15 protein-coding genes are annotated in these 24,625 nt (G+C 68.0%); 7 read left to right on the forward strand and 8 right to left on the reverse strand.

Features of this window, described 5'->3' with window-relative positions; genetic code table 11:
- Positions 1-52: 52 nt before the first annotated feature.
- The 5 genes from BMZ19_RS03855 to BMZ19_RS03875 all read right to left on the reverse strand — a co-directional run bounded on the left by BMZ19_RS03855 (position 53) and on the right by BMZ19_RS03875 (position 10,129).
- Complete coding sequence (locus BMZ19_RS03855; RefSeq protein WP_090307105.1) at positions 53-1,330, reverse strand: bifunctional O-acetylhomoserine aminocarboxypropyltransferase/cysteine synthase; 1,278 nt, start codon at positions 1,328-1,330, stop codon at positions 53-55.
- Between the two features lie 105 nt (positions 1,331-1,435).
- Positions 1,436-3,226, reverse strand: coding sequence for an SLC13 family permease (locus tag BMZ19_RS03860; protein ID WP_090307108.1), 1,791 nt, complete (start codon positions 3,224-3,226; stop codon positions 1,436-1,438).
- Between the two features lie 172 nt (positions 3,227-3,398).
- Positions 3,399-4,862, reverse strand: a complete 1,464-nt coding sequence (gene selO, locus BMZ19_RS03865) for a protein adenylyltransferase SelO (protein ID WP_090307361.1) — start codon at positions 4,860-4,862, stop codon at positions 3,399-3,401.
- 77 nt (positions 4,863-4,939) lie between these two features.
- Complete coding sequence (gene mscK / locus BMZ19_RS03870; protein ID WP_139214633.1) at positions 4,940-8,269, reverse strand: mechanosensitive channel MscK; 3,330 nt, start codon at positions 8,267-8,269, stop codon at positions 4,940-4,942.
- Positions 8,270-8,386: 117 nt separating this feature from the next.
- Positions 8,387-10,129 carry a potassium/proton antiporter gene (locus BMZ19_RS03875; protein ID WP_090307114.1) on the reverse strand — a complete coding sequence of 581 codons (1,743 nt, stop codon included), beginning with the start codon at positions 10,127-10,129 and terminating at the stop codon, positions 8,387-8,389.
- 284 nt (positions 10,130-10,413) lie between these two features.
- On the opposite strand from BMZ19_RS03875, the gene BMZ19_RS03880 reads away from it, so the two are divergent.
- On the forward strand, positions 10,414-11,250 hold the full coding sequence (locus BMZ19_RS03880) for a 23S rRNA (adenine(2030)-N(6))-methyltransferase RlmJ (RefSeq protein WP_090307117.1): 837 nt from the start codon (positions 10,414-10,416) through the stop codon (positions 11,248-11,250).
- Positions 11,251-11,262: 12 nt separating this feature from the next.
- On the opposite strand, the gene msrA is transcribed toward BMZ19_RS03880, so the two are convergent.
- Positions 11,263-11,910, reverse strand: coding sequence for a peptide-methionine (S)-S-oxide reductase MsrA (gene msrA / locus BMZ19_RS03885; protein WP_090307120.1), 648 nt, complete (start codon positions 11,908-11,910; stop codon positions 11,263-11,265).
- 208 nt (positions 11,911-12,118) lie between these two features.
- On the opposite strand from msrA, the gene BMZ19_RS03890 reads away from it, so the two are divergent.
- Positions 12,119-12,700, forward strand: a complete 582-nt coding sequence (locus BMZ19_RS03890; protein ID WP_090307123.1) for a hypothetical protein — start codon at positions 12,119-12,121, stop codon at positions 12,698-12,700.
- Between the two features lie 75 nt (positions 12,701-12,775).
- Here BMZ19_RS03890 and aceF read toward each other — a convergent pair whose 3' ends face one another.
- Both aceF and aceE read right to left on the reverse strand, forming a co-directional pair.
- Positions 12,776-14,407: a dihydrolipoyllysine-residue acetyltransferase gene (aceF, locus tag BMZ19_RS03895; RefSeq protein WP_090307125.1), complete on the reverse strand. Its 1,632-nt coding sequence runs from the start codon at positions 14,405-14,407 to the stop codon at positions 12,776-12,778.
- A gap of 10 nt (positions 14,408-14,417) precedes the next feature.
- Positions 14,418-17,066, reverse strand: a complete 2,649-nt coding sequence (gene aceE, locus BMZ19_RS03900; protein ID WP_090307128.1) for a pyruvate dehydrogenase (acetyl-transferring), homodimeric type — start codon at positions 17,064-17,066, stop codon at positions 14,418-14,420.
- A gap of 253 nt (positions 17,067-17,319) precedes the next feature.
- On the opposite strand from aceE, the gene glnE reads away from it, so the two are divergent.
- From glnE to BMZ19_RS03925, 5 genes are all read left to right on the forward strand, one after another.
- Entirely contained in the window at positions 17,320-20,256 is a 2,937-nt protein-coding gene (gene glnE / locus BMZ19_RS03905; RefSeq protein ID WP_090307131.1) for a bifunctional [glutamate--ammonia ligase]-adenylyl-L-tyrosine phosphorylase/[glutamate--ammonia-ligase] adenylyltransferase, read from the forward strand.
- 44 nt (positions 20,257-20,300) lie between these two features.
- The gene (locus tag BMZ19_RS03910; RefSeq protein ID WP_090307134.1) at positions 20,301-21,224 is read left to right on the forward strand and encodes a branched-chain amino acid transaminase; all 924 of its coding nucleotides are present in this window, start codon (positions 20,301-20,303) and stop codon (positions 21,222-21,224) included.
- A 119-nt stretch (positions 21,225-21,343) separates the two neighbouring features.
- Positions 21,344-22,393: a lipopolysaccharide heptosyltransferase II gene (gene waaF / locus BMZ19_RS03915; protein WP_090307137.1), complete on the forward strand. Its 1,050-nt coding sequence runs from the start codon at positions 21,344-21,346 to the stop codon at positions 22,391-22,393.
- Positions 22,394-23,452 carry a lipopolysaccharide heptosyltransferase I gene (gene waaC, locus BMZ19_RS03920; protein ID WP_090307139.1) on the forward strand — a complete coding sequence of 353 codons (1,059 nt, stop codon included), beginning with the start codon at positions 22,394-22,396 and terminating at the stop codon, positions 23,450-23,452. It begins immediately after the preceding gene.
- On the forward strand, positions 23,452-24,573 hold the full coding sequence (locus BMZ19_RS03925; protein ID WP_090307142.1) for a glycosyltransferase family 4 protein: 1,122 nt from the start codon (positions 23,452-23,454) through the stop codon (positions 24,571-24,573). Before waaC ends, BMZ19_RS03925 begins: the two co-directional genes overlap by 1 nt.
- Positions 24,574-24,625: the final 52 nt, after the last annotated feature.

A 24,625-nucleotide genomic window follows, 5' to 3' on the forward strand; every position in this document is an offset into this window, starting at 1 on the left:
ACAGACAGGTCACCCGCTGCGCGCAGTGGCGCAACGATCAGGCGAGGCGCAATCAGCTCCTGGCCGCCTCCAGCGCCTGGCCGAGGTCCTCGAGGATGTCATCGATGTGCTCGATGCCGATCGACAGGCGCACCAGGTCGCGGGACACGCCGGCGCGGGCCAGTTCCTCGTCGTTGAGCTGGCGGTGGGTGGTGGAGGCCGGGTGGCAGGCCAGCGACTTGGCGTCGCCGATGTTGACCAGGCGCACCACCAGCTTGAGCGCGTCGATGAAGCGCGCCGCCGCCTCGATGCCACCGACGATGCCGAACGACATGATCGAGGCCGGCTGGCCGCCCATGTAGCGCTGTGCCAGTTCGTGCTCGGGGTGGTCGACCAGGCCGGCGTACTTCACCCAGCTGACCTGCGGGTGCTCCTGCAGGAACTCGGCGACCTGGCGGGCGTTCTCGCAATGGCGCTCCATGCGCAGGGCCAGGGTCTCCAGGCCCTGGAGGATCAGGAAGGCATTGAACGGCGACAGCGCGGCGCCCATGTTGCGCAGCGGCACCACGCGGCAGCGGCCGATGAACGCCGCCGGGCCGAAGGCCTCGGTGTAGGTGACGCCGTGGTAGGACGGGTCGGGGGTGTTGAGCAGCGGGAAGCGCTCCTTGTTGTCCGCCCAGGGGAACTGGCCGGAGTCGACGACGATGCCTCCGATGCTGGTGCCGTGGCCACCGATGTACTTGGTCAGCGAGTGCACCACGATGTCGGCGCCGTGCTCGAACGGCCGGCAGAGGATCGGCGTGGCCACGGTGTTGTCGACGATCAGCGGCACGCCGTGGCGGTGCGCGGCGTCGGCCAGCGCCTTGAGGTCGACGATGTTGCCCGCCGGGTTGCCGATCGATTCGCAGAACACTGCGCGGGTGTTGGCGTCGATCAGCGCCTCCAGGGCTGCGATGTCGTCGTGCGCGGCGAAGCGCACCTCGATGCCCTGGCGCGGCAGGGTATGGGCGAACAGGTTGTAGGTGCCGCCGTACAGCTTGGCCACCGAGACGATGTTGTCGCCGACCCCGGCGATGGTCTGGATCGCGTAGGTGATCGCCGCCATGCCCGAGGCCACCGCCAGCGCCGCCACGCCGCCTTCCAGCGCCGCCACGCGCTTCTCCAGCACGTCGGTGGTGGGGTTCATGATTCGCGTGTAGATGTTGCCGGCCACCTTGAGGTCGAACAGGTCGGCGCCGTGCTGGGTGTCGTCGAAGGCGTAGGAGGTGGTCTGGTAGATCGGCACCGCCACCGCCTTTGTGGTCGGGTCGGGGCTGTAACCGGCGTGGATGGCCAGGGTTTCCGCTTTCATGCGCGCGCATTCCTTCGTGGGCAGGGAAAGCGCGCAGCATGCCGAGCCCGCTGCAGATCGGTCAATGCCACCATGCTCCATGGGGACATGGACCGCGCCGGGGTGTCACAGCGGGGTCAGCGGCCAGAACAGCGGGATCACCACCGAGGCGACCAGCCACAGCAGGATGTTCAGCGGAATGCCGACCTTCATGAAGTCGCTGAAGCGGTAGCCGCCGGCGTTGTAGACGAAGGTGTTGGTCTGGTAGCCGATCGGCGTCGCGAAGCTGGCGCTGGCGGCGAACATCACCGCGACCACGAAGGCGCGCGGATCGACGCCCAGCTGCTGGGCCATGCCGATGGCGATCGGGGTGACCAGCACCGCCACCGCATTGTTGGACAGCACCTCGGTGAGCACCGAGGTGAACAGGTAGATGAACGACAGCAGCAGCAGCGGCCCGGCCCAGGGCAGCAGGGTCATCACGTTCTCGACGATCAGCCGCACCAGGCCGACCTTGTCCATCGCCACGCTGATCGCCAGCATGCCGAAGATCAGGCTGAGGATCTTCCAGTCCACCGCCTTGTAGGCGTCCTCCACGTCCAGGCAGCGGGTGGCCAGCACGGTCACCGCGCCGATGATCGCCAGACCCTCGATCGGCATCACGCCGAGGGCGGCCAGCAGCATCACCGCGGCGGTGGCGAGCAGGGCGATGGGCGCCTTGTCGCGTCGGTAGGCGCGTTCCTGCACGGCGTTGAGGCTGATCAGCTCGCCGTTGTCGGCGAAGCGCTTGATCTGCGCCGGGGTGCCCTCCACCAGCATCACGTCGCCGAACTGCAGCTGGAAGTCGTCGAGGTTGCCGCTGACGTTGGCGTCCTGGCGGTGCACGGCCAGCACGTTGATGCCGTAGCGCGCGCTGAGATCGAGGTCGCGCATCGGCCGGTGGCTGTAGCGCGAATTGCGGCCGACGATGGCCTCGGCGAGGATCAGGTCCTGGCTGCTGACCGTCTCGAAGGCCTCGCCACGATTGAAGGTCAGATGGCCGCTTTCGCGCAGGTCGACCACTGCCCGGACCTGGCCGTGCAGCACCAGCAGGTCGCCGGCCTGGAGGACGAAATCGTGCCGCGGGCGATTGAACTGCTCGGCGTTGCGATTCACCTGCAACACCTGCAGGCCGCTGCCGCCGTTGAGGTTGGCCTCGGCGAGGCTCTTGCCGATCACCGGCGAGTTCTGCGGCACCCGCAGTTCGCTCATGAAGGCGCGGTCGAGGTCGGGGCGCAGCTGTCGGGACAGGGTCTCGCGCTCGGGCAGCAGGCGCTTGCCGAGCGTCAGCAGGTAGAGCATGCCGGCCGCGGCGAGGATCAGTCCGGCGCCGGTGATCTCGAACATGCCGAACGGCTCGAGGCCAGCCTTGCGCGCCACGCCGTCGACCAGAATGTTGGTCGAGGTGCCGATCATGCTCAGGGTGCCGCCGAGGATGGTGGCGTAGGACAGCGGAATCAGCAGCTTGGAGGGCAGGGTGCCGGCGCGCTTGGCCAGGGCGATGGCCACCGGGGTGAGGATGGCCACCACCGGCGTGTTGTTTAGGAAGGCGGAGATCACCAGGGCGGTGACCGTCAGGCCGGCCAGCACCCGCGTCGGGCTGGTGCCGACCAGGTCGCCCAGCCAGTTGCCCAGCGCGTCGATGCAACCGGTGCGCTCCAAGGCGGCGGACAGCACGAACATGCAGGCGATGGTCACCGGCGCCGAGTTGGACAGCACGCCGAGCACTTCGGCGGGCACCAGCAGGCCGGTGACCAGCAGGGCGGCCACGGCGATGGCGGCGACGATGTCCGGGCTCCACTTCTCGCGGACGAAGGAAACCAGCACCCAGAGCAGCAGGGCGGCGACGAACCAGAGCGAAAGCGAGTCCGGAAGCATGGACATCCTTGGGCGAATCTCGTGTGAGGTATCGACACGGCGCGCAGGGCGCAGCGGCGCTGGCGCAACGATAAAAGCCTTCGCTTAGACAGTCCAAGAATGTTTGATAAGGTTTATATGCTATTGAGGAGTAAAAAAATGGGCGCCCGTTGGCACGGCCCCATGGGCCCGTTCACGACGAGCAGCTGATCTCCAGATGCTTGCCCCACTCCGGCGGGCGTTCGGCGTAGCGCTCCATCCCCGGTTGGTCGGCGAAGGGCCGCGAGAGCACCGCGTGCAGTTCGCGCACCGGGCCGTAATCCCCCTGCTCGGCGGCTTCGATGGCCTGCTGGGCCAGGTAGTTGCGCAGGATGTAGCGCGGATTGACCGCGTGCATCCGCGCGCGGCGCTCGCTCTCGTCTTGCGCGCCCTCGCGCGCGGCCCGGGCCAGGTAGTCGGCCGCCCAAGCATCGAAGCCGGCGAGGTCGACGAAATCCTCGCGCAGGCGCTGCATGGCCGCGGCGGCGGGCTCGTCGCCCAGGCTGCGGAAGAACCGGCTGTAGTCCACGCCGCCCTGCTGCATCAGGGCGAGCAGACGCTGCACCAGCACCTCGTCGCCATCCTCGGCCGTACGCAGGCCGAGGCGCCGGCGCATGCGGTCGAGGTAGTGGGCCTGGTACAGCGGCAGGAACAGGGCGAGCGACTCGCGCAGCTGCTCCACTGCCACCAGCGGGGTCAGCGCCTGGCCCAGCGCCGAGAGGTTCCAGTGGGCGATCGGCACCTGGTTCTCGAAACTGTAGCGGCCGCTGTCGTCGGAGTGGTTGCAGACGTGGTGGGCGTCGAAGTCGTCGAGGAAGGCGTAGGGGCCGTAGTCGAAGGTCAGGCCGAGCAGCGACATGTTGTCGGTGTTCATCACCCCGTGGCAGAAGCCGTAGGCCTGCCACAGGGCGATGGTCGCGGCGGTGCGTTCGACCACTTCGCGGAACATCGCGGCGAACGGCTGCGCCTGCTCGCGGCACGCCGGGAAGTGGCAGTCCAGGGCGTGCTCGGCGAGCTGGCGCAGGGCCTCGTGCTGGCGGGTGTAGTAGAAGAATTCGAAGTGGCCGAAGCGCAGGTGGCTGGGCGACAGGCGTAGCAGCATGGCGGCGGTTTCGGCGCGTTCGCGGTACACGGGGGTGGTCGAGGCGACCACGCACAGCGCGCGGGTGGTGGGGATGCCCAGCGCGGCGAGATGCTCGCTGGCGAGGAACTCGCGGATCGAGCTGCGTAGCACCGCGCGGCCGTCGCCCATGCGCGAGTACGGCGTGTAGCCGGCGCCCTTGAGGTGCAGGTCCCAGTACTCGCCGCGGGCGTTGACCACCTCGCCGAGCAGCAGGCCGCGACCGTCGCCCAGCTGCGGGTTGTACATGCCGAACTGGTGGCCGGAGTAGACCATCGCCCGCGGCTCGGCGTCCTGCCACAGCCGGTGGCCGGCGAACAGCGCGGCGAACTCGGGACGTGCGCTCTCGCCGGGATCGAGGTCGAGCAGCGCCATGGCCGCCGGGCTGGCCACCACCAGCCGCGGCTGCTCGATCGGCTGCGGCAGCACGCGGGTGGAGAAGGTGTCGCCCAGGCGGGCGAAGCGGTTGTCGAATGCGAGCTGGTCGAGAGTCTTCACGGCGGTCTCCGGCAATTCCTGAGCATTCTCCTCGGAATTGCCGGAGGGCGTCCAGTCGGCCGCCGCTCAGCGGCCGGTCATTCCCGGGCTGCCTTGCCCGCTGCGCTCGCGGATGCCGGCGGCTGGCTACTGACCAGTTGCAGCTGCTGGCCCTGCAGGTTCTTGAGGAACACGTCGAGCTGGCGGAAGGCGATCTCGATGTCGTGCTCGCGGAACAGGCGGTCGATCTCGCGGTTGATCTCGTCGATCGCGGCATTGCGGTCGCCCAGCTCGCGCACGTGGATGCGCAGTTCGTGGTCGAGGGTGCTCTCGTTGAAGGTCAGGAACAGCACCATCGGCTCGGGTTCCTTGAGCACCCGCGGGTTGTCGCGGGCGATCCGCAGCAGCAGTTTGCGCACCAGTTCGAGGTCGGTGCCGTAGGCCACGCCGATCTTGATGGTCACCCGGGTCACGGTGTCGGTCAGCGACCAGTTGATCAGCTGGCTGGTGATGAAGGTCTTGTTGGGGACGATGATTTCCTTGCGGTCGAAATCGGTGATGGTGGTGGCGCGGATGCGGATCTTGCTCACCGAGCCGGACAGGTTGCCGATGGTCACCACGTCGCCGATGCGCACCGGGCGCTCGAACAGGATGATCAGGCCGGAGATGAAGTTGGCGAAGATCTCCTGCATGCCGAAACCGATGCCCACCGACAGCGCCGCGACCAGCCACTGCAGCTTGTCCCAGCTGAGGCCGAGGGTCGACAGGGTGCTGACCAGGCCGAAGGCCATGATGGCGTAGGACAGCAGGGCGGTGGTGGCGTAGGCGCTGCCCTGGGCCAGCTGCATGCGCGACAGCACCAGCATTTCCAGCAGGCCGGGCAGGTTGCGGGCGAGCGCCACGGTGATCACCAGGATCACCAGGGCGCCGAGCAGATCGCTCAGGCTGATCGGCACGCTGACCGCGCTGTCGCCGCTGCCACTGGTGTATTCGTAGAGGGTCACGCTGTCCAGGTAGGTGAATACCGCCAGCAGGTCGGCCCAGACGAAGTAGAAGATGCCGCCGAAGGCGAGCAGCAGGCCCAGGCGGATCAGGCGCAGGGATTGCTGGTTGACCTGCTCCAGGGCCAGGTTCGGCTCCTCGATCAGCTCGCCGCCCTCGGCGCCCTCGCGCGTCGGTGTCTGCTGGCGCGCCTGGGCGCGCTGCAGGGCCAGGCGGCGGGCGGCGATGTCGAGGCCGTGCAGCACGGTCGACTGCACCACGGTCCAGATGGCGATGATGTACAGGCTGTCGAGCAGACGGCCGGTGAGCTTGAGGGCGGTGTAGTAGTAGCCGAAGCCGACCAGCAGCACATGGGCCAGCGGCAGACCGACCAGCAGCAGCGCGGCGAGGAAATGCAGCACCCGCGAGCCGAAGAATGGCGGCTGGCTGAGCATGATGTGCAGCAGGATCCAGCTCATCAGCAGGAAGCCGCTGAGGACGATGAAGATGCCCAGCACGTCCTCGCTCAGGCCACTGAGCTGGCGCTCGGCAATGCTCACCACCAGCACCATTGGCATCACTACCAGGCCCAGGTAGCGCACCTGGCGATAGAGAATCTGCACACGAGCCGACTCCCAGCCGAAATGGCGCTCGGCCACACTGCCGCGGGCCAGCAGGCGATAGCCGACACCGAACACCAGGATGGCCTGGGCCAGTTGGAGCAGCGACTCGCCGAACACGGTGGTGGCGGCCTGCGGGTCCTGGATCAGCACCACGCCGCAGGCGGCGACGATCAGCGGCAGCGGCAGCACAAGCAGGAAGTGGCAGAGCAGCGCCAGCGGGGTCAGCAGCTGCCGGTTGCGGCGCAGCTGGTGGAGATCGTCGTCGATCTGCGCCAGGCGGTGGCGCAGCCAGGGCCGCCCGGCGAGCAGGGCGCCGAGCAGCACCACCAGCGGCAGGAACAGCAGCGGCTGGCCGATCAGGCCGTGGCCGATGGCCTTGGCGCTGTCCATGAGCGGAAGTGCATCGAGCTGGCGCTGCAGGCGGCCGGGTACTTCCTTGAACCAGTCGAGGTCGAGTGGCTTGTTGCTGGCGATCCAGAACATCTGCTCGTCGAGGGTGCGGCTCAGGCTGGCGCTGGTGGCGAGCAGCTGCTTCTGGTTGAGCTGCAGGGTGATGGCCTGGGTCAGCAGGTTGCCCAGCTCGCTGTTGAGGCGATCGAGCAGCGCCAGGCGGGCGCGCGCCAGTTGCTCCAGCTCGCTGCGCAGTTCCGGGGTGAGGCTCTCGCCGGGCTGGCTGGCCAGCAGGGTGTCGACGTACTGGGTCGGGTTGACGATTTCGGCGCGGCGCTGGTTCAGCTCGAACTGGTACAGGCGCAGGTCGGCGATTTCGTCGGCGAGGTTCTTGTCCGCACTGACCTTGGGCAGGGCGTTCTTCTGCTGGTAGAGGATGCGGGTCAGCAGCAGGCTGCCCTTGAGCACGGCGATCTGCTCGTCGAGCGCCTGTTCGGCCTGCTTCAGCGAGTCGAGCTGCTGCTTGGTGCCGATGTTCTTGCGGATCAGCTCGTTGGCGCGGTCGGTGGCCTTGAGCAGGTAGTCGCTCAGCGCCAGGTTGAGGTCGGCCTGGGTGGCCAGCAGGCTGCCGCTCTGGTTGTCGAGGCTCTCGCGCGACAGCTGGGCCACGGTTTCCGCCGACTCCTCGCGGCGCTTGGCGTTGAGGGTGTTCTGCTGGGCGAGAATTTCCGCCTCGAGCAGGGCAATACGCTGGGTGAGCAGGGCACGCTGGCTGGCGCTCAGATCCTGCAGGGTGGTGTTGCCAGCCAGCTCCTGGCTGCGCAGCTGCGATACCGCCTCCAGCGCCGCCAGCTCGCTCTGCAGCATGGCGCGCTGCTCGCTGCCGAGCGGGACATTCTTGTCCTTGCCGCTCTTGAGCAGCTCGCGGATGGTCTGCGTGCGCGCCTGGTTGGCGCTGATCTCGGCCTGTGCGCGCTCGGGACGGGTCTGCGCATCGATCAGCGCATTGGTGGCCAGGGCCAGCTGGGCCTGCCAGTCGTTGAGCTGGGTCAGGCGCTCGGCCAGCATGCTCTCCAGCTGGGTGGTGGGCAGGTTGGCGTAGCGTGTGCTCAGCTCCTCCGCTACCACCGGCTTGAGCCGGGCCTGTTCGCGCTGGGCTTCGGCGGTCAGCTTGGGAGCGTCGGCAAGGAGCTGCTTGAGGCTGGCCAGTTCGTCGCTGCTGGTCTGGATCTTCTGCAGATTGTCGAGGGTCTTCTGCAGGGTTTCCTGCATGGCCTTGTGCTCGGCTTCGGGCAGCTTGCGCTCCTCGAGGCGCGCCAGGCTTTTCTGCACGGCAGCAGCATTGGGCAGCGCGTCGGCGGCGCCGGCGAAGGGGGCGAGGATCAGCAGACTCAGCAGCAGCGAAGCCAGGAACGGGCGTAGCTTGAACATCATGGCGAACACGGTTTTGTTGAGGAACCGGCAAGCCTACTGGTGCTGTCCCGTCGCGACAAGGCTATCGGTCTGGAAATGGCGCTGGCGGCGGGCGCCGCGAACGCCGCCACGGCCGACTCAGGGCATCAGCAGCGGCCCCGCGCCGCCGGCCGGGAGCTTGAGACCGACCTTGCGGACGCGATTGCCCTCCATCTGCGCCACCGTCCAGGTGCGCCCGGCCCACTCGACCTGGTCGCCGACCACCGGCTCGCCGCCGATCAGCTGGGCGACGAACGGGCCAAGCGCCTGGTGCGGGTCGAGGCCGCCCAGCGGCAGACCGTAGAGCGCCGCCACCGGCCCCAGTTCGGCGTCGCCCTCGAGCACGAAGTCGCCGAAGAAGCGCAGGTCCTGGCCGCTCTTCGGGGCCTGGCTGAACAGCTTGCCCAGTGCCGGCAGGTCCTTCTCGTGGCCGATCACGCAGAGGATGTCGCCGGCCTCCAGGTGGGTGCTGCCGCTGGGGTGGAGCAGTTCGCGGCCGCGGAACAGCGCGGCGATGCGCGTGCCCTCGGGCATCTTCAGTACGCGCAGCGGCGCGCCGACGCACCAGCGGTCGGCGCGCAGCTTGTAGACGAACATCTCCCACTGGCTGGTCGGGTGGATCTCCAGGCCGGCACGGGAGATCGGCGCCGGCTGCGGCGGCACCTCGACCCGTGTCTTGTGCGCCGCCCAGCCGAGGGTGCTGCCCTGCAGCACCAGCGACACCAGCACGATGAAGAACGCCACGTTGAAGAACAGCTGGGCGTTGGGCAGGCCGGCGACCAGCGGAAACACCGCGAGGATTACCGGCACCGCGCCACGCAGGCCGATCCAGGAGATGAACAGGCGCTCGCGGAAGTGGAAGGCGCGAAACGGCAGCAGGCCGATGAACACCGACAGCGGCCGGGCGAACAGGATCATCCACAGCGACAGCAGCAGCGCCGGCACGGCGATCGGCAGCAGCTCGCTGGGCGTGAGCAGCAGGCCGAGGACCAGGAACATGCCGATCTGGCTGAGCCAGGCCAGGCCGTCGAACATGTGCAGGATGCCGTGACGGTTGCGGATCGGCCGGTTGCCGAGCATCAGGCCGCAGACGTACACGGCGAGGATGCCGCTGCCGCCGATCTCGCCGGCGAAGGCGTAGATCATGATGCCGCCGCTGACCGCCAGCAGCGGGTAGAGGCCGTCGGCCACCGCCAGGCGGTTGACCAGCTGCAGCAGCAGCCAGCCGCCGGCCAGGCCGAGGACGATGCCGATGCCGAACTGCAGCAACAGCGACAGCAGCACGCTCCAGCCGAAGCTGGTCTGCCCGGAGGCGAGCATGCCGATCAGGGTCACGGTGAGGAACATCGCCATCGGATCGTTGCTGCCCGACTCGATTTCCAGGGTCGAGCCGACCCGCTCGTTGAGGCCCTTGCCGTTGAGCAGGTTGAACACCACGGCGGCGTCGGTGGAGGCGACGATGGCGCCGATCAGCAGGCCTTCCAGCAGCTTGAGGTCGAACAGCCAGGCGGCGGCCAGGCCGGTCAGCCCGGCGGTGATCACCACGCCGACGGTGGCCAGCGACATCGCCGGCCACAGGGCGACGCGGAAGGTGGCCACCCGGGTGCGCATGCCGCCGTCGAGGAGGATCACCGCCAGCGCCAGGTTGCTGACCAGGTAGGCCAGCGAGTAGTCGTTGAAGACGATGCCGCCGATGCCGTCGACGCCGGCGGCCATGCCCACGGCGAGAAAGATCACCAGTACCGGGATGCCGATGCGCGCCGAGAACGAGCTGACCAGGATGCTGACGCCGACCAGCAATGCGCCGACGAAGAACAGGCTGTTGACGGCGGCGGTATCCACGGCGGGCTCCGGAGGCGGCTTGACGGATGGCTGAAATCATGCACTTGGCGTGCCAATCGATTCTAACCTGTTGATTTGTCGGATGGATGAAAAATATCCAGGTTTTTTTCGCCGCATGTTACGGCGCCTGATCGGGCCGCCTGCCGGTTTCCGGGCGCGGCGCCTGTGCCTGGCGGGACTGCCGGCAGGCGGGGTGCTGCTGGTAGACTGGCGGTCATGCGCCTCGATCCACCCCTTTGCGCCAGCCGCCGCCTGCGGCCGGCCTGTCAGCTCCGGACCCACCGATGAACTACCGTCACGCCTTTCATGCCGGCAACCATGCCGACGTGCTCAAGCATGCCGTCCTCTGCCGCCTGCTCACCCTGATGGCACGCAAGGACAAGCCCTTCGCCTACCTCGACAGCCATGCCGGCGTCGGCCTCTACGACCTGGCCGGCGAGCAGGCCGGCAAGACCGGCGAGTGGCTGCAGGGCATCGCCCGCCTGTGGGTGCGCAACGACCTGCCGGCGCTGCTGGCCGACTATCGCGCGCTGGTCGGCGAACTCAATCCCGATGGCGCGCTGCGCTACTACCCCGGCTCGCCGGAGATCGCCCGGCGCCTGACCCGCGCGCAGGACCGCGTGCTGCTCAACGAGAAGCATCCGGACGACGGCCAGCTGCTCAAGGCCAACATGGCCGGCGATCGCCGGGTCACCGTGCATCTGGGCGAGGGCTGGCATCTGGCCAAGGCCCTGCTGCCGGTGGCGGAGAAGCGTGCGCTGCTGCTGATCGATCCGCCGTTCGAGCAGGCCGACGAACTGGCGCGCTGCGTGGAGTCGCTGAGCACCGCGATGGCGCGCATGCGTCAGGCGGTGGTGGCGATCTGGTACCCGATCAAGGACACCCGCCAGCTCAAGCGCTTCTACCAGGATCTGGCCAAGAGCGGCGCGCCCAAGCTGCTGCGGGTCGAGCTGTGGGTCCATCCGACCGACAACCCGGCCGGCCTCAACGGTTCCGGGCTGGTCATCGCCAATCCGCCATGGCCGCTGGAGGACGAGCTGCGCGAACTACTGCCGTGGCTGGCGGCGCAGCTCGAACAGAGCCGGGGCGGCTGGCGGCTGGACTGGCTGATCGAGGAATAGGCGGCCGGTTGATCAGGCCGGCAGGCACACCCCGGTGCCGCGCAGGCCGCAGTAGCCGCCGGGGTTCTTCGCCAGGTACTGCTGGTGGTAGGCCTCGGCGTAGTAGAACGGCGGCGCCTCGCGGATCTCGGTGGTAATGGCGCCGTAGCCGGCGCAGGCCAGTTCGGCGGCGTAGGCCTCGGCGCTGGCGCGCGCTTCGGCCAGCTGCGCAGGGGTGCTGCAGTAGATCGCCGAGCGGTACTGGGTGCCGCTGTCGTTGCCCTGACGCATGCCCTGGGTCGGGTCGTGGGCTTCCCAGAACGCCTTGAGCAGGGCTTTGAGGCTGGTCTGGCGCGGATCGAAGACCACCCGCACCACCTCGGTATGTCCGGTCAGCCCGGAGCACACCTCCTCGTAGCTCGGGTTGGGCGTGAAGCCGCCGGCGTAGCCCGCCGCCGTCACCCATACGCCCGGCTGCTGCCACAGGCGCCGCTCGGCGCCCCAGAAACAGCCCAGGCCGAACTGCACTTCCTCGAGCCCTTCGGGGAATGGCGGTTGCAGCGGGTGGCCGTTCACATAATGCAGCTCCGGCACCGGCATCGGGCTGTCGCGTCCCGGCAGTGCCTGTTCGGCGCTGGGCAGCTCGAGCTTGTGGACGAGAATCTGTGAGCGCAGGACCATGCGGGCCTCCCGGTAATCACTGTGAATTGGATGTCCTAACTTGCCTGCGTATGGCGCCGGCTGCAACCGCACCGCGGTGCCGATACCGTCGGCAGGCTTTACCAGGACGGTCATATCCTGTTAACAGTAGCAGGTCCGTCGGTTGCGCTCGCCGCGCGAGCGCTGGTCTAGACTGACGGCACTCTTTACGTGAACAAGGGTAAACATCATGCAATCAGGATTCATGCAGCGGCTGCGACGCGGCCTGTTGCTGGCGCTGCTCGGTGCGGCATTGCCGGCGACGGCGGCCTCGGAGGCGCCCGTCGCCGGCGAAACCAAGCGCGACAACCAGGGTGAGAGCGCAGACAGCTTCAGTCTCGACAGTGCCGAGCAGGGCCGCTATCTGGCCGAACTGAAACGCCTGTATCCGGGCAAGGCGCCGCGCAAGGCGCTGCTCGAGCACTGCAACCGCCTGCTGGAAAGCTACGCCTTGCGCGGTGGCTACCGGGTCGGCGAGGCGCGTCCCGACGACCTGCTGTACCAGCTGAGCGTTATCGCCGACGGTACGCTGAACGTGCGCGAGGAAACCCGCAGTGCCGACGGCAGCCGCATGGCGGTGCGCAACCAGCCGGTGGAGCTGTTCGGCGTCGACCCGTTCGTGCGCTACGAGTGCCCCAACCGCGGGCCGGCCTGCCAGGTGCTCAATCCGCAGGATGGCACGCCGCTGCTGACCCTGGTGCGCGATCACACCGGGGTGGCGGAGCTGGCCAAGGCGCTGAGCTTCCTGATCCGCGACCTGCAGAAGGGCTGAGTTTTTCGACCGGCTGTAAACAAGAACCCCGCCAAATGGCGGGGTTCTTGTTTATGCGGCGGACGTGCGCGGCGTTTACAGCAGCAGCGAACGGATCTCCGCCAGCAGGTCGGCCAGGCGACGGGTGAAGCGCGCCGCGGCGGCGCCGTTGATCACCCGGTGGTCGTAGGACAGCGACAGCGGCAGCATCAGCTTGGGCTGGAACGCCTTGCCGTCCCACACCGGCTGCATGCTCGCCTTGGACACGCCGAGGATCGCCACTTCCGGCGCGTTGACGATCGGCGTGAAGCCGGTGCCGCCAATGTGGCCGAGGCTGGAGATGGTGAAGCAGGCGCCCTGCATGTCGTCGGCGGAGAGCTTCTTGGTGCGCGCCTTCTCCGCCAGTTCGGCGGCCTCGGCGGACAGCTGCAGCAGGCTCTTCTGGTCGACGTTCTTGATCACCGGTACCAGCAGGCCGTCCGGGGTGTCCACGGCGAAGCCGATGTGCACGTACTTCTTGCGGATCAGCGCCTTGCCGCTGGGGGCCAGCGAACTGTTGAAGTCCGGCAGCTCGCGCAGCACGTGGGCGCAGGCCTTGAGCAGGAACGGCAGCACGGTCAGCTTGACGCCGGCCTTTTCGGCCGCCGCCTTCTGCGCCACGCGGAAGGCTTCCAGCTCGCTGATGTCGGCCGACTCGAACTGGGTCACGTGCGGCACGTTGAGCCAGCTGCGATGCAGGTTGGCGGCGCCGACCTGCATCAGGCGGGTCATCGCCACTTCCTCGATTTCGCCGAAGCGGCTGAAGTCGATTTCTGGAATCGGCGGGATGCCGGCACCGCCGACCGCGCCGGCTGCCGGGGCGGTCTTGGCCTTCTGCATCATCGTCTTGACGTAGACCTGCACGTCTTCCTTGAGCACGCGGCCTTTCGGGCCGCTGGCCGGTACGTCGCTCAGCTCGACACCGAACTCGCGGGCCAGCATGCGCACGGCCGGGCCGGCGTGCACCTTGCCGGCGCTGCCGCTCGCTACGCCGACCGGGCCGGGCACCTTGGCGGGTGCTGGCGCCGGAGCGGCTACTGCCGGCGCAGCTGCTGGAGCCGGAGCCGCGGCAGGTGCGCTGGCGGCAACCGGAGCTGCTGCCGGCGCGGCGCCGACCACGCGCAGGGTGAGGATCAGCTCGCCGGTGCCGACCTCGTCGTTGAGCTTGACCGCCACGCTGTCGACGGTGCCGGCCTGCGGGCAGGGGATCTCCATGCTGGCCTTGTCGGACTCCAGCACCAGCAGCGACTGGTCGGCTTCGACCACGTCACCGGCCTTGACCAGCAGTTCGATGATGCGGGCCTTGCCGGCCGAGCCGATGTCCGGCACGTGCACCGGTTGCAGGCTCTCGCTGACCGCAGCGGCGGGCGCCGCCGCGGGAGCGGGCTCGGCCGCCGGGGCGGCCACCGGCGCTTCGGCTACCGGCGCGCTGGCGGCCGGAGCCGCAGCGCTGGCGCCTTCGGCTTCCAGCTCGAGCAGGTCGTCGCCGGTCTTCAGCTTGTCGCCCAGCTTGACCTTGAGGCTCTTGATCACCCCGGCCCTGGGGGCGGGGATCTCCATGCTGGCCTTGTCGGATTCCAGGGTCAGCAGGCTCTGGTCGGCGTCGATACGGTCGCCGACCTTGACCAGCAGTTCGATCACTTCACCTTCGCCGCTGCCGATATCGGGTACGCGAATCAATTCACTCATGGCGCGCTCCTCAGCAGTCCAGCGGGTTGGCTTTGTTGGTGTCGATGCCGAACTTGGCAATCGCTTCGGCGACCAGGGTGCGCTCGATCTCGCCGCGGTCGGCCAGGGCCTCCAGCGCGGTCAGCACCACCCAGTAGCGGTCCACCTCGAAGAAGTGGCGCAGTTTCTTGCGGCTGTCGCTGCGGCCGAAGCCGTCGGTACCGAGCACCTTGTACTCCTTGACCGGTACCCACTGGCGGATCTGGTCGGCGAACAGCTTCATGTAGTCGGTGGAAGCAACCACCGGGCCCTTGCGCTCGGAGAGGCACTGCTCGACGTAGGTCAGTTGCGGCTTCTGTTCCGGGTGCAGGCGGTTGCGGCGCTCCACGGCCAGGCCTTCGCGGCGCAGTTCGTTGAAGCTGGTGACGCTCCACACGTCGGCGCCGATGTTGTAGTCCTCGCGGAGGATCTTCGCCGCTTCGCGGACTTCGCGCAGGATGGTGCCGGAGCCGAGCAGCTGCACGTGGCAGGCGGCGTCGCGCTGGTCTTCCTCGAGCAGGTACATGCCCTTGATGATGCCGTCCTCGGCACCGACCGGCATGGCCGGCTGGGCGTAGGCTTCGTTCATCGCGGTGATGTAGTAGAAGACGCTCTGCTGCTCTTCGGTCATCTGGCGGATGCCTTCGCGGATGATCACTGCCATCTCGTAGGCATAGGCTGGATCGAAGCTGCGGCAGTTGGGGATGGTCGAGGCGAGGATGTGGCTGTGGCCGTCCTCGTGCTGCAGGCCTTCACCGTTGAGGGTGGTGCGTCCGGCGGTGCCACCGATCAGGAAGCCGCGGGCGCGGCTGTCGCCGGCCGCCCAGGCCAGGTCGCCGATGCGCTGGAAGCCGAACATCGAGTAGAACACGTAGAACGGCAGCATCGGCTGGTTGTGGTTGCTGTAGCTGGTGGCTGCAGCGATCCAGCTGGACATGGCGCCGGCCTCGTTGATGCCTTCCTCGAGGATCTGGCCCTTCTTGTCCTCGCGGTAGAACATCACCTGATCCTTGTCCACCGGCTGGTACAGCTGGCCGACCGAGGAGTAGATGCCGAGCTGGCGGAACATGCCTTCCATGCCGAAGGTACGCGCCTCGTCCGGGATGATCGGCACGATGCGGCTGCCCAGGTCCTTGTCCTTGACCAGCTGCGAGAGGATGCGCACGAAGGCCATGGTGGTGGAGATTTCGCGCTCGCCGGTGCCGTCGAGGATCGCCTTGAGGGTTTCCAGCGGCGGGGTCGGGATGCTGAAACTCTTGCTGCGGCGCTGCGGCACGAAGCCGCCGAGCTTCTCGCGGCTCTTCAGCAGGTACTTCATTTCCGGGCTGTCCGGCTCCGGCTTGTAGAACGGCAGTTCTTCCAGCTGGTCGTCTGCAATCGGGATGCCGAAGCGGTCGCGGAAGGCCTTGAGGCTCTCGATGTCGACCTTCTTGACGTTGTGGGTGATGTTCTGCGCCTGGCCGGAGCCGGTGCCGTAGCCCTTGATGGTCTTGGCCAGCACCACGGTCGGCTGGCCGGTGTGGTTGACCGCCTGATGGTAGGCCGCATAGACCTTGAACGGGTCGTGGCCGCCGCGGTTGAGTTTCCAGATCTCCTCGTCGGAGAGGTCCTTGACCATCTCCAGCAGCTCCGGACGCGCACCGAAGAAGTGCTCGCGCACGAAGGCGCCGTTGTTAGCCTTGTAGTTCTGGTACTCGCCGTCGACCACTTCGTCCATGCGCTTCTGCAGCAGGCCGGCGGTGTCCTTGGCGAACAGCGGATCCCACATGCGGCCCCAGATCACCTTGACCACGTTCCAGTCGGCGCCGCGGAACACGCCTTCGAGTTCCTGGATGATCTTGCCGTTGCCGCGCACCGGGCCGTCCAGGCGCTGCAGGTTGCAGTTGACCACGAAGATCAGGTTGTCGAGCTTCTCGCGCCCGGCCAGGGCGATGGCGCCGAGGGATTCCGGCTCGTCGGTCTCGCCGTCGCCGAGGAAGCACCAGACCTTCTGCTTGCCGGCGGGGATGAAGCCGCGGTGCTCCAGATACTTCATGAAGCGCGCCTGGTAGATCGCCTGGATCGGGCCCAGGCCCATCGACACGGTGGGGAACTGCCAGAAGTCCGGCATCAGCCACGGGTGCGGGTAGGAGGACAGACCGCCGCCGTCCACCTCCTGGCGGAAGTTGTTCATCTGCTCTTCGCTGATGCGCCCTTCGAGGAAGGCGCGGGCGTAGACGCCGGGGGAGGCGTGGCCCTGGAAGTAGATCAGGTCGCCGCCGTGCTCTTCGGTCGGTGCCTTGAAGAAGTAGTTGAAGCCGATGTCGTACAGGGTCGCGCTGGAGGCGAAGGTGGAGATGTGGCCACCCAGGTCCGGGTCCTTCTTGTTCGCGCGCATCACCGTGGCCAGGGCGTTCCAGCGGATCAGCGAGCGGATGCGCCGTTCCATGAACAGGTCGCCCGGCATGCGTGCCTCGTGGGTCACCGGGATGGTGTTGCGGTACGGGGTGGTGATGGCGTAGGGCAGCTGGGTACCGGTGCGCGAGGCCTGTTCGCCCATGCGGGTCAGCAGGTAGTGGGCGCGGCTTTCACCTTCACGATCGAGGACGGACTCCAGGGCGTCCAGCCATTCCTGGGTTTCGACGGGATCGAGATCTTGCATGGCTTGCTCCAGGGCGGAAAGGCTTCCAGAATCGGTTGCCAGATATAAAGTGCAGCCGGGCTTGTGGGCGGCTGCAGCGAATTTTGTGTTTGTCGGGCTCGTGCTGTTGCAGCTTCGCCCGTACCGGGGGTGTCCCGGTCGCCTTTGTAGTTTTACTACATATCTGCGGCAAATGCAGCACCCTACGACAAACGTTCAGTAGCAAAACTACAGCGCTGACGACGGCCGCCAAGGCGCGATAAAAGGATAGACCATGAGCCTTCCCTCCCTGATTGCCCAGCCTGCGGAACTGCATGCGCTGGTCGACCACGCCCGGCAGACCTTCCAGTCGCGCCTCGACGAGGCCGGGCAGCGCGACCTGGCGGCCTGGCCGCCCGCCCGCCACGCGGCGCTGGAGCGGGTGCTGGCGGCCAGCGACTTCGTCGCCGAGCAGGCCGCGCGCGATGCGCAGATGCTCCTCGAACTGGCCGCCAGCGGCGAGCTGGAGCGCAGTCTGGCGGCGGGCGAACTGCGCGGGCAGCTGGAGCAGGCGCTGGCTGGGTGCGCCAGCGAGGACGACCTGGCGCGCAGTCTGCGCCGCTACCGCAACCGCCAGCAGGCGCGGATCATCTGGCGCGACGTCAACCGCCTGGCCGACCTGGCCGAGACCTGCCGCGACCTCTCCGAGCTGGCCGATGCCAGCATCGACCAGGCCTACCACTGGCTGTACGCGCGGCAGTGCGCGCAGTCCGGCACGCCGATCGGCGCGCGCAGCGGCGAGCCGCAGCATCTGGTAGTGCTCGGCATGGGCAAGCTCGGCGCCTTCGAGCTCAACCTGTCCTCGGACATCGACCTGATCTTCGCCTACCCCGAAGGCGGCGAGACCACGGGAGCGCGCCGCTCGCTGGACAATCAGGAGTTCTTCACCCGCCTCGGCCAGAAGCTGATCAAGGCGCTGGACGCGGTGACCGCCGACGGCTTCGTGTTCCGCGTCGACATGCGCCTGCGTCCCTACGGCTCCAGTGGCCCATTGGTGTACAGCTTCAACGCCATGGAGCAGTACTACCAGGACCAGGGCCGCGACTGGGAACGCTACGCGATGATCAAGGCGCGCGTGGTGGCCGGCGACCAGGCGAGCGGCGCGCAGCTGCAGCAGATGCTGCGGCCGTTCGTCTACCGCCGCTACCTGGACTTCTCGGCCATCGAGGCGCTGCGCACCATGAAGCAGCTGATCCAGCAGGAGGTGCGCCGCAAGGGCATGACCGAGAACATCAAGCTCGGTGCCGGCGGCATCCGCGAGGTGGAGTTCATCGCCCAGGCCTTCCAGCTGATCCACGGCGGGCGCGACCTCAGCCTGCAGCAGCGACCGCTGCTCAAGGTGCTGGCGACTCTGGCCGGGCAGGGCTACCTGCCGACGCCGGTGGTCGACGAGCTGACCGCGGGCTACCGCTTCCTGCGCTACCTGGAGCACGCCCTGCAGGCGATCGCCGACCGCCAGACGCAGATGCTCCCCGACGGCGAGCTGGAGCGCGCGCGGGTGGCCTTCATCATGGGCTTTCCCGGCTGGAATGCGCTGCTCGACCGCCTGGCCTACTGGCGCGGGCGCGTCGACTTCCATTTCCGCCAGGTGATCGCCGACCCCGAGGACGAGGCTGGCGCCAATCTGGCCGGGGTCGGCGACGAGTGGCTGCCGCTGTGGCAGAACGCGCTGGAGGCGGACGCCGCCCAGCACCAACTGGTCGAGGCCGGCTTCGCCGACGGCGCGGCGGCCTGGCAGCGCATCGAGGGCCTGCAGCACAGCTCCTCGGTGCGCGCCATGCAGCGCCTCAGTCGCGAGCGTTTGGACGCCTTCATGCCACGGCTGCTGGCGGCGATGGTCGCCCACGGCAATCCGGATCTGCTGCTCGAGCGCCTGCTGCCGCTGGTCGAGGCGGTGGCGCGGCGCTCGGCCTATTTGGTGCTGCTCAGCGAGAATCCCGGGGCGCTGGAGCGCCTGCTGACCCTGTGCGCGGCCAGCCCGTGGGTCGCCGAGCAGATTGCGCGCTTCCCGCTGCTGCTCGACGAGCTGCTCAACGAGGGGCGCCTGTACAGTCCGCCGGGCAAGGCCGAGCTGACCGCCGAACTGCGCGAGCGGCTGACGCGCATCCCCGAGGACGACCTCGAGCAGCAGATGGAGGCGCTGCGCCACTTCAAGCTGGCCCACGGCCTGCGCGTGGCGGCCTCGGAGATCGCCGGCAGCCTGCCGCTGATGAAGGTCAGCGACTACCTGACCTGGCTGGCCGAGGCGATCCTCGAACAGGTCCTGCAGCTGGGCTGGCGCCAGGTGGCGCAGCGCCATGGCTACCCGCGCCGCGCCGACGGCAGCGTGGCCAGCGAGCCGGACTTCATCATCGTCGGCTACGGCAAGGTCGGCGGCATCGAGCTGGGCCACAGCTCCGACCTCGACCTGGTGTTCGTCCACAGCGGCGACCAGCAGACCGAGACCGACGGCGCCAAGCCGATCGACAGTGCGCAGTTCTACACCCGCCTGGGCCAGCGCATCATCCACCTGCTCACCGCGCAGACCGCTTCCGGTGCGCTGTACGAGGTGGACATGCGCCTGCGTCCCTCGGGCGTGTCCGGCCTGCTGGCCAGCTCGCTGGCGGCCTTCGAGCGCTACCAGGAAAGCGAGGCGTGGACCTGGGAGCACCAGGCGCTGGTGCGCGCCCGCAAGCTGGCCGGCTCCGACGCGGTGGCGACCCAGTTCGAGCAGATCCGCGCCCGGGTGCTCGGCCGCGAGCGCGATGGCGCCGCGTTGCGTGCCGAAGTCGGCGAGATGCGCGCCAAGATGCGCGACAACCTCGGCAGCAAGTCCACCCTCGGCGGCACCGCGCCAGAGGCGTTCGACGCGGCGGCGACCTTCAATCTCAAGCACGATGCCGGTGGTATCGTCGATATCGAATTTATGGTGCAATATGCCGTTCTCGCTTGGTCGCGGCAGTACCCCGAACTGCTGCGTTTCACCGACAACATCCGCATTCTGGAAGGGTTGGAGCAGGCTGGCCTGATCGCGAGCTCCGACGTCCGACTCCTGCAGGAGGCCTACAAGGCCTATCGAGCAGCCGCCCACCGCCTGGCCTTGCAGAAACAGGCCGGCAGCGTCGGCGGAGACCACTTCCACGAGGAACGCCGCGGCGTGATGCGGATCTGGCGCGAGCTGGGGCTGGCCTGAGCCGCCCCGAAGCAACCACGAATTCTTGAAGGAGCTGGCAAATTATGTCGATGGCCGATCGTGATGGCGTTATCTGGTATGACGGTGAACTGGTGCCGTGGCGCAGTGCGCAGACCCACGTACTGACCCACAGCCTGCACTACGGCATGGGCGTGTTCGAGGGCGTGCGCGCCTACAACACCCCGGATGGCACCGCGATCTTCCGTCTGCAGGCGCACACCGATCGCCTGTTCGACTCCGCCCACATCATGGGCATGAAGATCCCCTACACCAAGGAAGAGATCAACGAGGCCACCCGTGCCGCGGTGCGCGAGAACGGTCTGGAAAGCGCCTACATCCGTCCGCTGGCCTTCTACGGTTCGGAAGGCATGGGCATCCGCGCCGACAACCTGAAGGTGCACGTGGTCATCGCCGCCTGGCACTGGGGCGCCTACATGGGCGACGAGGCGCTGGAAACCGGCATCAAGATCCGCACCAGCTCGTTCACCCGTCACCACGTGAACATCTCGATGACCCGCGCCAAGGCCAGCGGTCACTACATCAACTCGATGCTGGCCCTGCAGGAAGCCGTCTCCGCCGGTGCCGACGAGGCCCTGCTGCTGGATCCGGAAGGCTACGTGGCCGAGGGTTCGGGCGAGAACGTGTTCATCGTCAAGGACGGCGTGATCTACACCCCCGAGGTGACCGCCTGCCTGAACGGCATCACCCGCAGCACCGTGCTGACCCTGGCGCGCGAGCAGGGCGTCGAGATCGTCGAGAAGCGCATCACCCGCGACGAGGTGTACATCGCCGACGAGGCCTTCTTCACCGGCACCGCCGCCGAAGTGACCCCGATCCGCGAACTGGACGGCCGCCAGATCGGCGCCGGTCGCCGTGGCCCGGTCACCGAGAAGCTGCAGAAGGCCTACTTCGACCTGGTCACCGGCAAGACCGCTGCCCACCCTGAGTGGCGCACCCTGGTCAAGTAAGTCGCTTGCCGCGTAGGTTGGGTTGAGGGCCGCGCTCGCTACCCAACAAGGGGCTTGTTCGCTGGCGCCGCGTTGGTTTTCGCGGCGCTCAACCCAACCTACGATTCTGTCGAATTCCTATGAATATCCTGATCATTGGCCCCAGCTGGGTCGGCGACATGGTGATGGCGCAGACGCTGTTCCAGTGTCTCAAGCAGCGTCATCCCGACTGCCAAATCGACGTGCTGGCCCCCGAGTGGAGCCGGCCGATCCTCGAGCGCATGCCCGAAGTGCGTCAGGCGCTGAGCTTCCCGTTTGGCCACGGCGTACTCGACCTCGCCGGCCGCCGCCAGATCGGCAAGTCGCTGGCCGGCCGCTACGACCAGGCGATCCTGCTGCCCAACTCGCTGAAATCCGCGCTGGTGCCGTTCTTCGCCGGCATTCCGCAGCGCACCGGCTGGCGCGGCGAGATGCGCTACGGCCTGCTCAACGACCTGCGCAAGCTGGACGAACAGCGCTACCCGCTGATGATCGAGCGCTTCATGGCCCTGGCCTACGAGCCGGGTGCCGCACTGGCGCAGCCCTATCCGCGTCCGCAACTGCAGATCGACCCGGTCAGCCGCGAGGCGGCGCTGGGCAAGTTCGGTCTGAGCCTCGACCGCCCGGTGCTGGCGCTGTGCCCCGGCGCCGAATTCGGCGAGGCCAAGCGCTGGCCGGCCAGCCACTACGCCGCGGTGGCCGACGCCAAGATCCGCGCCGGCTGGCAGGTCTGGCTGTTCGGCTCGAAGAACGACCACCCGGTCGGCGAGGCGATCCGCGACGAACTGATCCCCGGCCTGCAGGAAGAGGCGGTCAACCTGGCCGGCGAGACCAGCCTGGCCGAGGCCATCGACCTGCTGTCCTGCGCCAGCGCCGTGGTGTCCAACGACTCGGGCCTGATGCACGTGGCCGCCGCGCTGAACCGCCCGCTGGTGGCGGTGTACGGCTCCACCTCGCCGCAGTTCACCCCGCCGCTGGCCGAGCAGGTGGAGATCGTCCGCCTGGGCCTGGACTGCAGTCCGTGTTTCGAGCGCACCTGCCGCTTCGGCCACTACAACTGCCTGCGCGACCTGCCGCCGCAGCCGGTGCTGGATGCGCTGCAGAAGCTGGCCGGCGATCCGCTGGTCGACCCGCTGCCGCTGGAGCACTGAGTGCGCGTTCTGCTGATCAAGACTTCGTCGCTGGGCGACGTCATCCATACCCTGCCGGCGCTCACCGATGCGATGCGCGCCATCCCCGGCATCCGTTTCGACTGGGTGGTGGAGGAGGGCTTTGCCGAGATTCCGCGCTGGCATCCGGCGGTGGACAGGGTGATCCCGGTGGCCCTGCGCCGCTGGCGCAAGAACCTGTGGAGTACCCTGCGCGGCGGCGAATGGCGGCAGTTCAAGGCGCGCCTCAACGAGCAGCGCTACGACCTGGTGATCGACGCCCAGGGGCTGGTGAAGAGCGCCTTCCTGACCCGCTACGTCCCGGCCCCGGTCGCCGGACTGGACCGCGCCAGTGCCCGCGAGCCGCTGGCCAGCCGTTTCTATGATCGCGGCTACAGCGTGCCCTGGGGCATGCACGCGGTGGAGCGGGTGCGCCAGCTGTTCGCCCAGGCACTCGGCTATGCGCTGCCCACCGGCAGCGGCGACTATGCCCTGGACCGCCAGCGCCTGCTGGCCGGCCGCGCCGCCGCGCCCTACCTGCTGTTCCTGCATGGCACCACCTGGACCACCAAGCACTGGCCGGAGCGCTACTGGCGCGAGCTGGCCGAACTGCTCAGCCAGCAGGGCTGGGCGATCCGCCTGCCGTGGGGCAATGCCGATGAGCTGGCCCGCGCCGAGCGCATCGCCGCCGGGCTCGTCGGCGTGACGGTGCTGCCGAAACTCAACCTGGCCGGCGTCGCCGCCGAGCTGGCCGGCGCCCGCGCCTGCGTGGCGGTGGACACCGGCCTCGGCCACCTGGCCGCGGCACTGGATGTGCCGACCATTTCCCTCTACGGCCCGACCAACCCGGGCTACACCGGCGCCTACGGGCGCGGCCAGATCCATCTGGCCAGCGACTTTCCCTGCGCGCCCTGCCTGAAGAAGACCTGCGCCTACCAGCCCACGGCTGAGGACCGCCAGCGCTTCGATCTGACTAGCGAGCAGCCGCTGTGCTTCACCCGCCTCAACCCCGCGCGGGTGGCGAGCGAACTGCAGGCCCTGCTGGCGGAGAGAATCGCCTGATGCAACTGGCCTTCGTGCTCTACAAGTACTTCCCCTATGGCGGCCTGCAGCGCGACTTCCTGCGCATCGCCCTCGAGTGCCAGCGCCGCGGCCACGCCATCCGCGTCTACACGCCGATCTGGGAGGGCGAGGTGCCCGCCGGCTTCGATGTGCGCGTGGCGCCGATCAAGGCCTTCTTCAATCATCGGCGCAACGAGAGGTTCAGCGCCTGGCTGGCGGCCGACCTGGCCCGCGATCCGGTCGACCGGGTGGTCGGCTTCAACAAGATGCCGGGCCTCGACGTCTACTACGCCGCCGACGGCTGCTACGAAGACAAGGCGCAGACCCTGCGCAACCCGCTGTACCGCTTCAGCAAGCGCTACCGCCACTTCGCCGCCTACGAGCGTGCAGTGTTCGCTCCCGAGTCGAAAACCGAGATCCTGATGATCTCCGAGGTGCAGCAGCCGCTGTTCGTCAGGCACTACGCCACCCCGGCCGCGCGCTTCCACCTGCTGCCGCCGGGCATCGCCCAGGATCGCCGCGCGCCGGCCAATGCCGCGCAGATCCGCGCCGAGTTCCGCCGCGAGTTTGCGCTGACCGACGACGACCTGCTGCTGGTGCAGATCGGCTCCGGCTTCAAGACCAAGGGCCTGGATCGCAGCCTCAAGGCACTGGCCAGCCTGCCGCGCGAGCTGCAGCAGCGCACCCGGCTGATTGCCGTGGGCCAGGATGACCCCCGCTCCTTCCAGTTGCAGGCCAAGGCGCTCGGCGTGTCCGAGCGGGTACAGATCCTCAAGGGGCGCAGCGACATCCCGCGCTTCCTGCTCGGCGCCGACCTGCTGATCCATCCTGCCTACAACGAGAACACCGGCACCGTGCTGCTCGAGGCGCTGGTCGCCGGCCTGCCGGTGCTGGTCACCGATGTCTGCGGCTACGCCCACTACATCAGCGACGCCGACTGCGGCCGGGTCGTGTCGAGTCCGTTCGCACAGGAGCAACTCAACCGCATGCTGGCCGAGATGCTGGCCGACGATGCCGCCCGCTCCCGCTGGGCCGCCAACGGCCTGGCCTATGCCGACACGGCCGACCTGTATTCCATGCCGCAGCGCGCCGCCGACGTGATCCTGGGAGGGCAGGCATGAAGATGATCCGTAGGGGCGAATTCATTCGCCTTGTCGAGCCTCTGCAGGCAAA

Origin of the sequence: Pseudomonas linyingensis (assembly GCF_900109175.1) — a bacterium.
GTDB classification, from domain to species: Bacteria; Pseudomonadota; Gammaproteobacteria; order Pseudomonadales; family Pseudomonadaceae; genus Geopseudomonas; species Geopseudomonas linyingensis.

Coding starts and splice junctions, on each gene's coding strand:
- BMZ19_RS03855 (WP_090307105.1), bottom strand. CDS start 1,330: ATGAAAGCGGAAACCCTGGCCATCCACGCCGGTTACAGCCCCGACCCG.
- BMZ19_RS03860 (WP_090307108.1), bottom strand. CDS start 3,226: ATGCTTCCGGACTCGCTTTCGCTCTGGTTCGTCGCCGCCCTGCTGCTC.
- mscK (WP_139214633.1), bottom strand. CDS start 8,269: ATGATGTTCAAGCTACGCCCGTTCCTGGCTTCGCTGCTGCTGAGTCTG.
- BMZ19_RS03880 (WP_090307117.1), top strand. CDS start 10,414: ATGAACTACCGTCACGCCTTTCATGCCGGCAACCATGCCGACGTGCTC.
- msrA (WP_090307120.1), bottom strand. CDS start 11,910: ATGGTCCTGCGCTCACAGATTCTCGTCCACAAGCTCGAGCTGCCCAGC.
- BMZ19_RS03890 (WP_090307123.1), top strand. CDS start 12,119: ATGCAATCAGGATTCATGCAGCGGCTGCGACGCGGCCTGTTGCTGGCG.
- aceF (WP_090307125.1), bottom strand. CDS start 14,407: ATGAGTGAATTGATTCGCGTACCCGATATCGGCAGCGGCGAAGGTGAA.
- aceE (WP_090307128.1), bottom strand. CDS start 17,066: ATGCAAGATCTCGATCCCGTCGAAACCCAGGAATGGCTGGACGCCCTG.
- glnE (WP_090307131.1), top strand. CDS start 17,320: ATGAGCCTTCCCTCCCTGATTGCCCAGCCTGCGGAACTGCATGCGCTG.
- BMZ19_RS03910 (WP_090307134.1), top strand. CDS start 20,301: ATGTCGATGGCCGATCGTGATGGCGTTATCTGGTATGACGGTGAACTG.
- waaF (WP_090307137.1), top strand. CDS start 21,344: ATGAATATCCTGATCATTGGCCCCAGCTGGGTCGGCGACATGGTGATG.
- BMZ19_RS03925 (WP_090307142.1), top strand. CDS start 23,452: ATGCAACTGGCCTTCGTGCTCTACAAGTACTTCCCCTATGGCGGCCTG.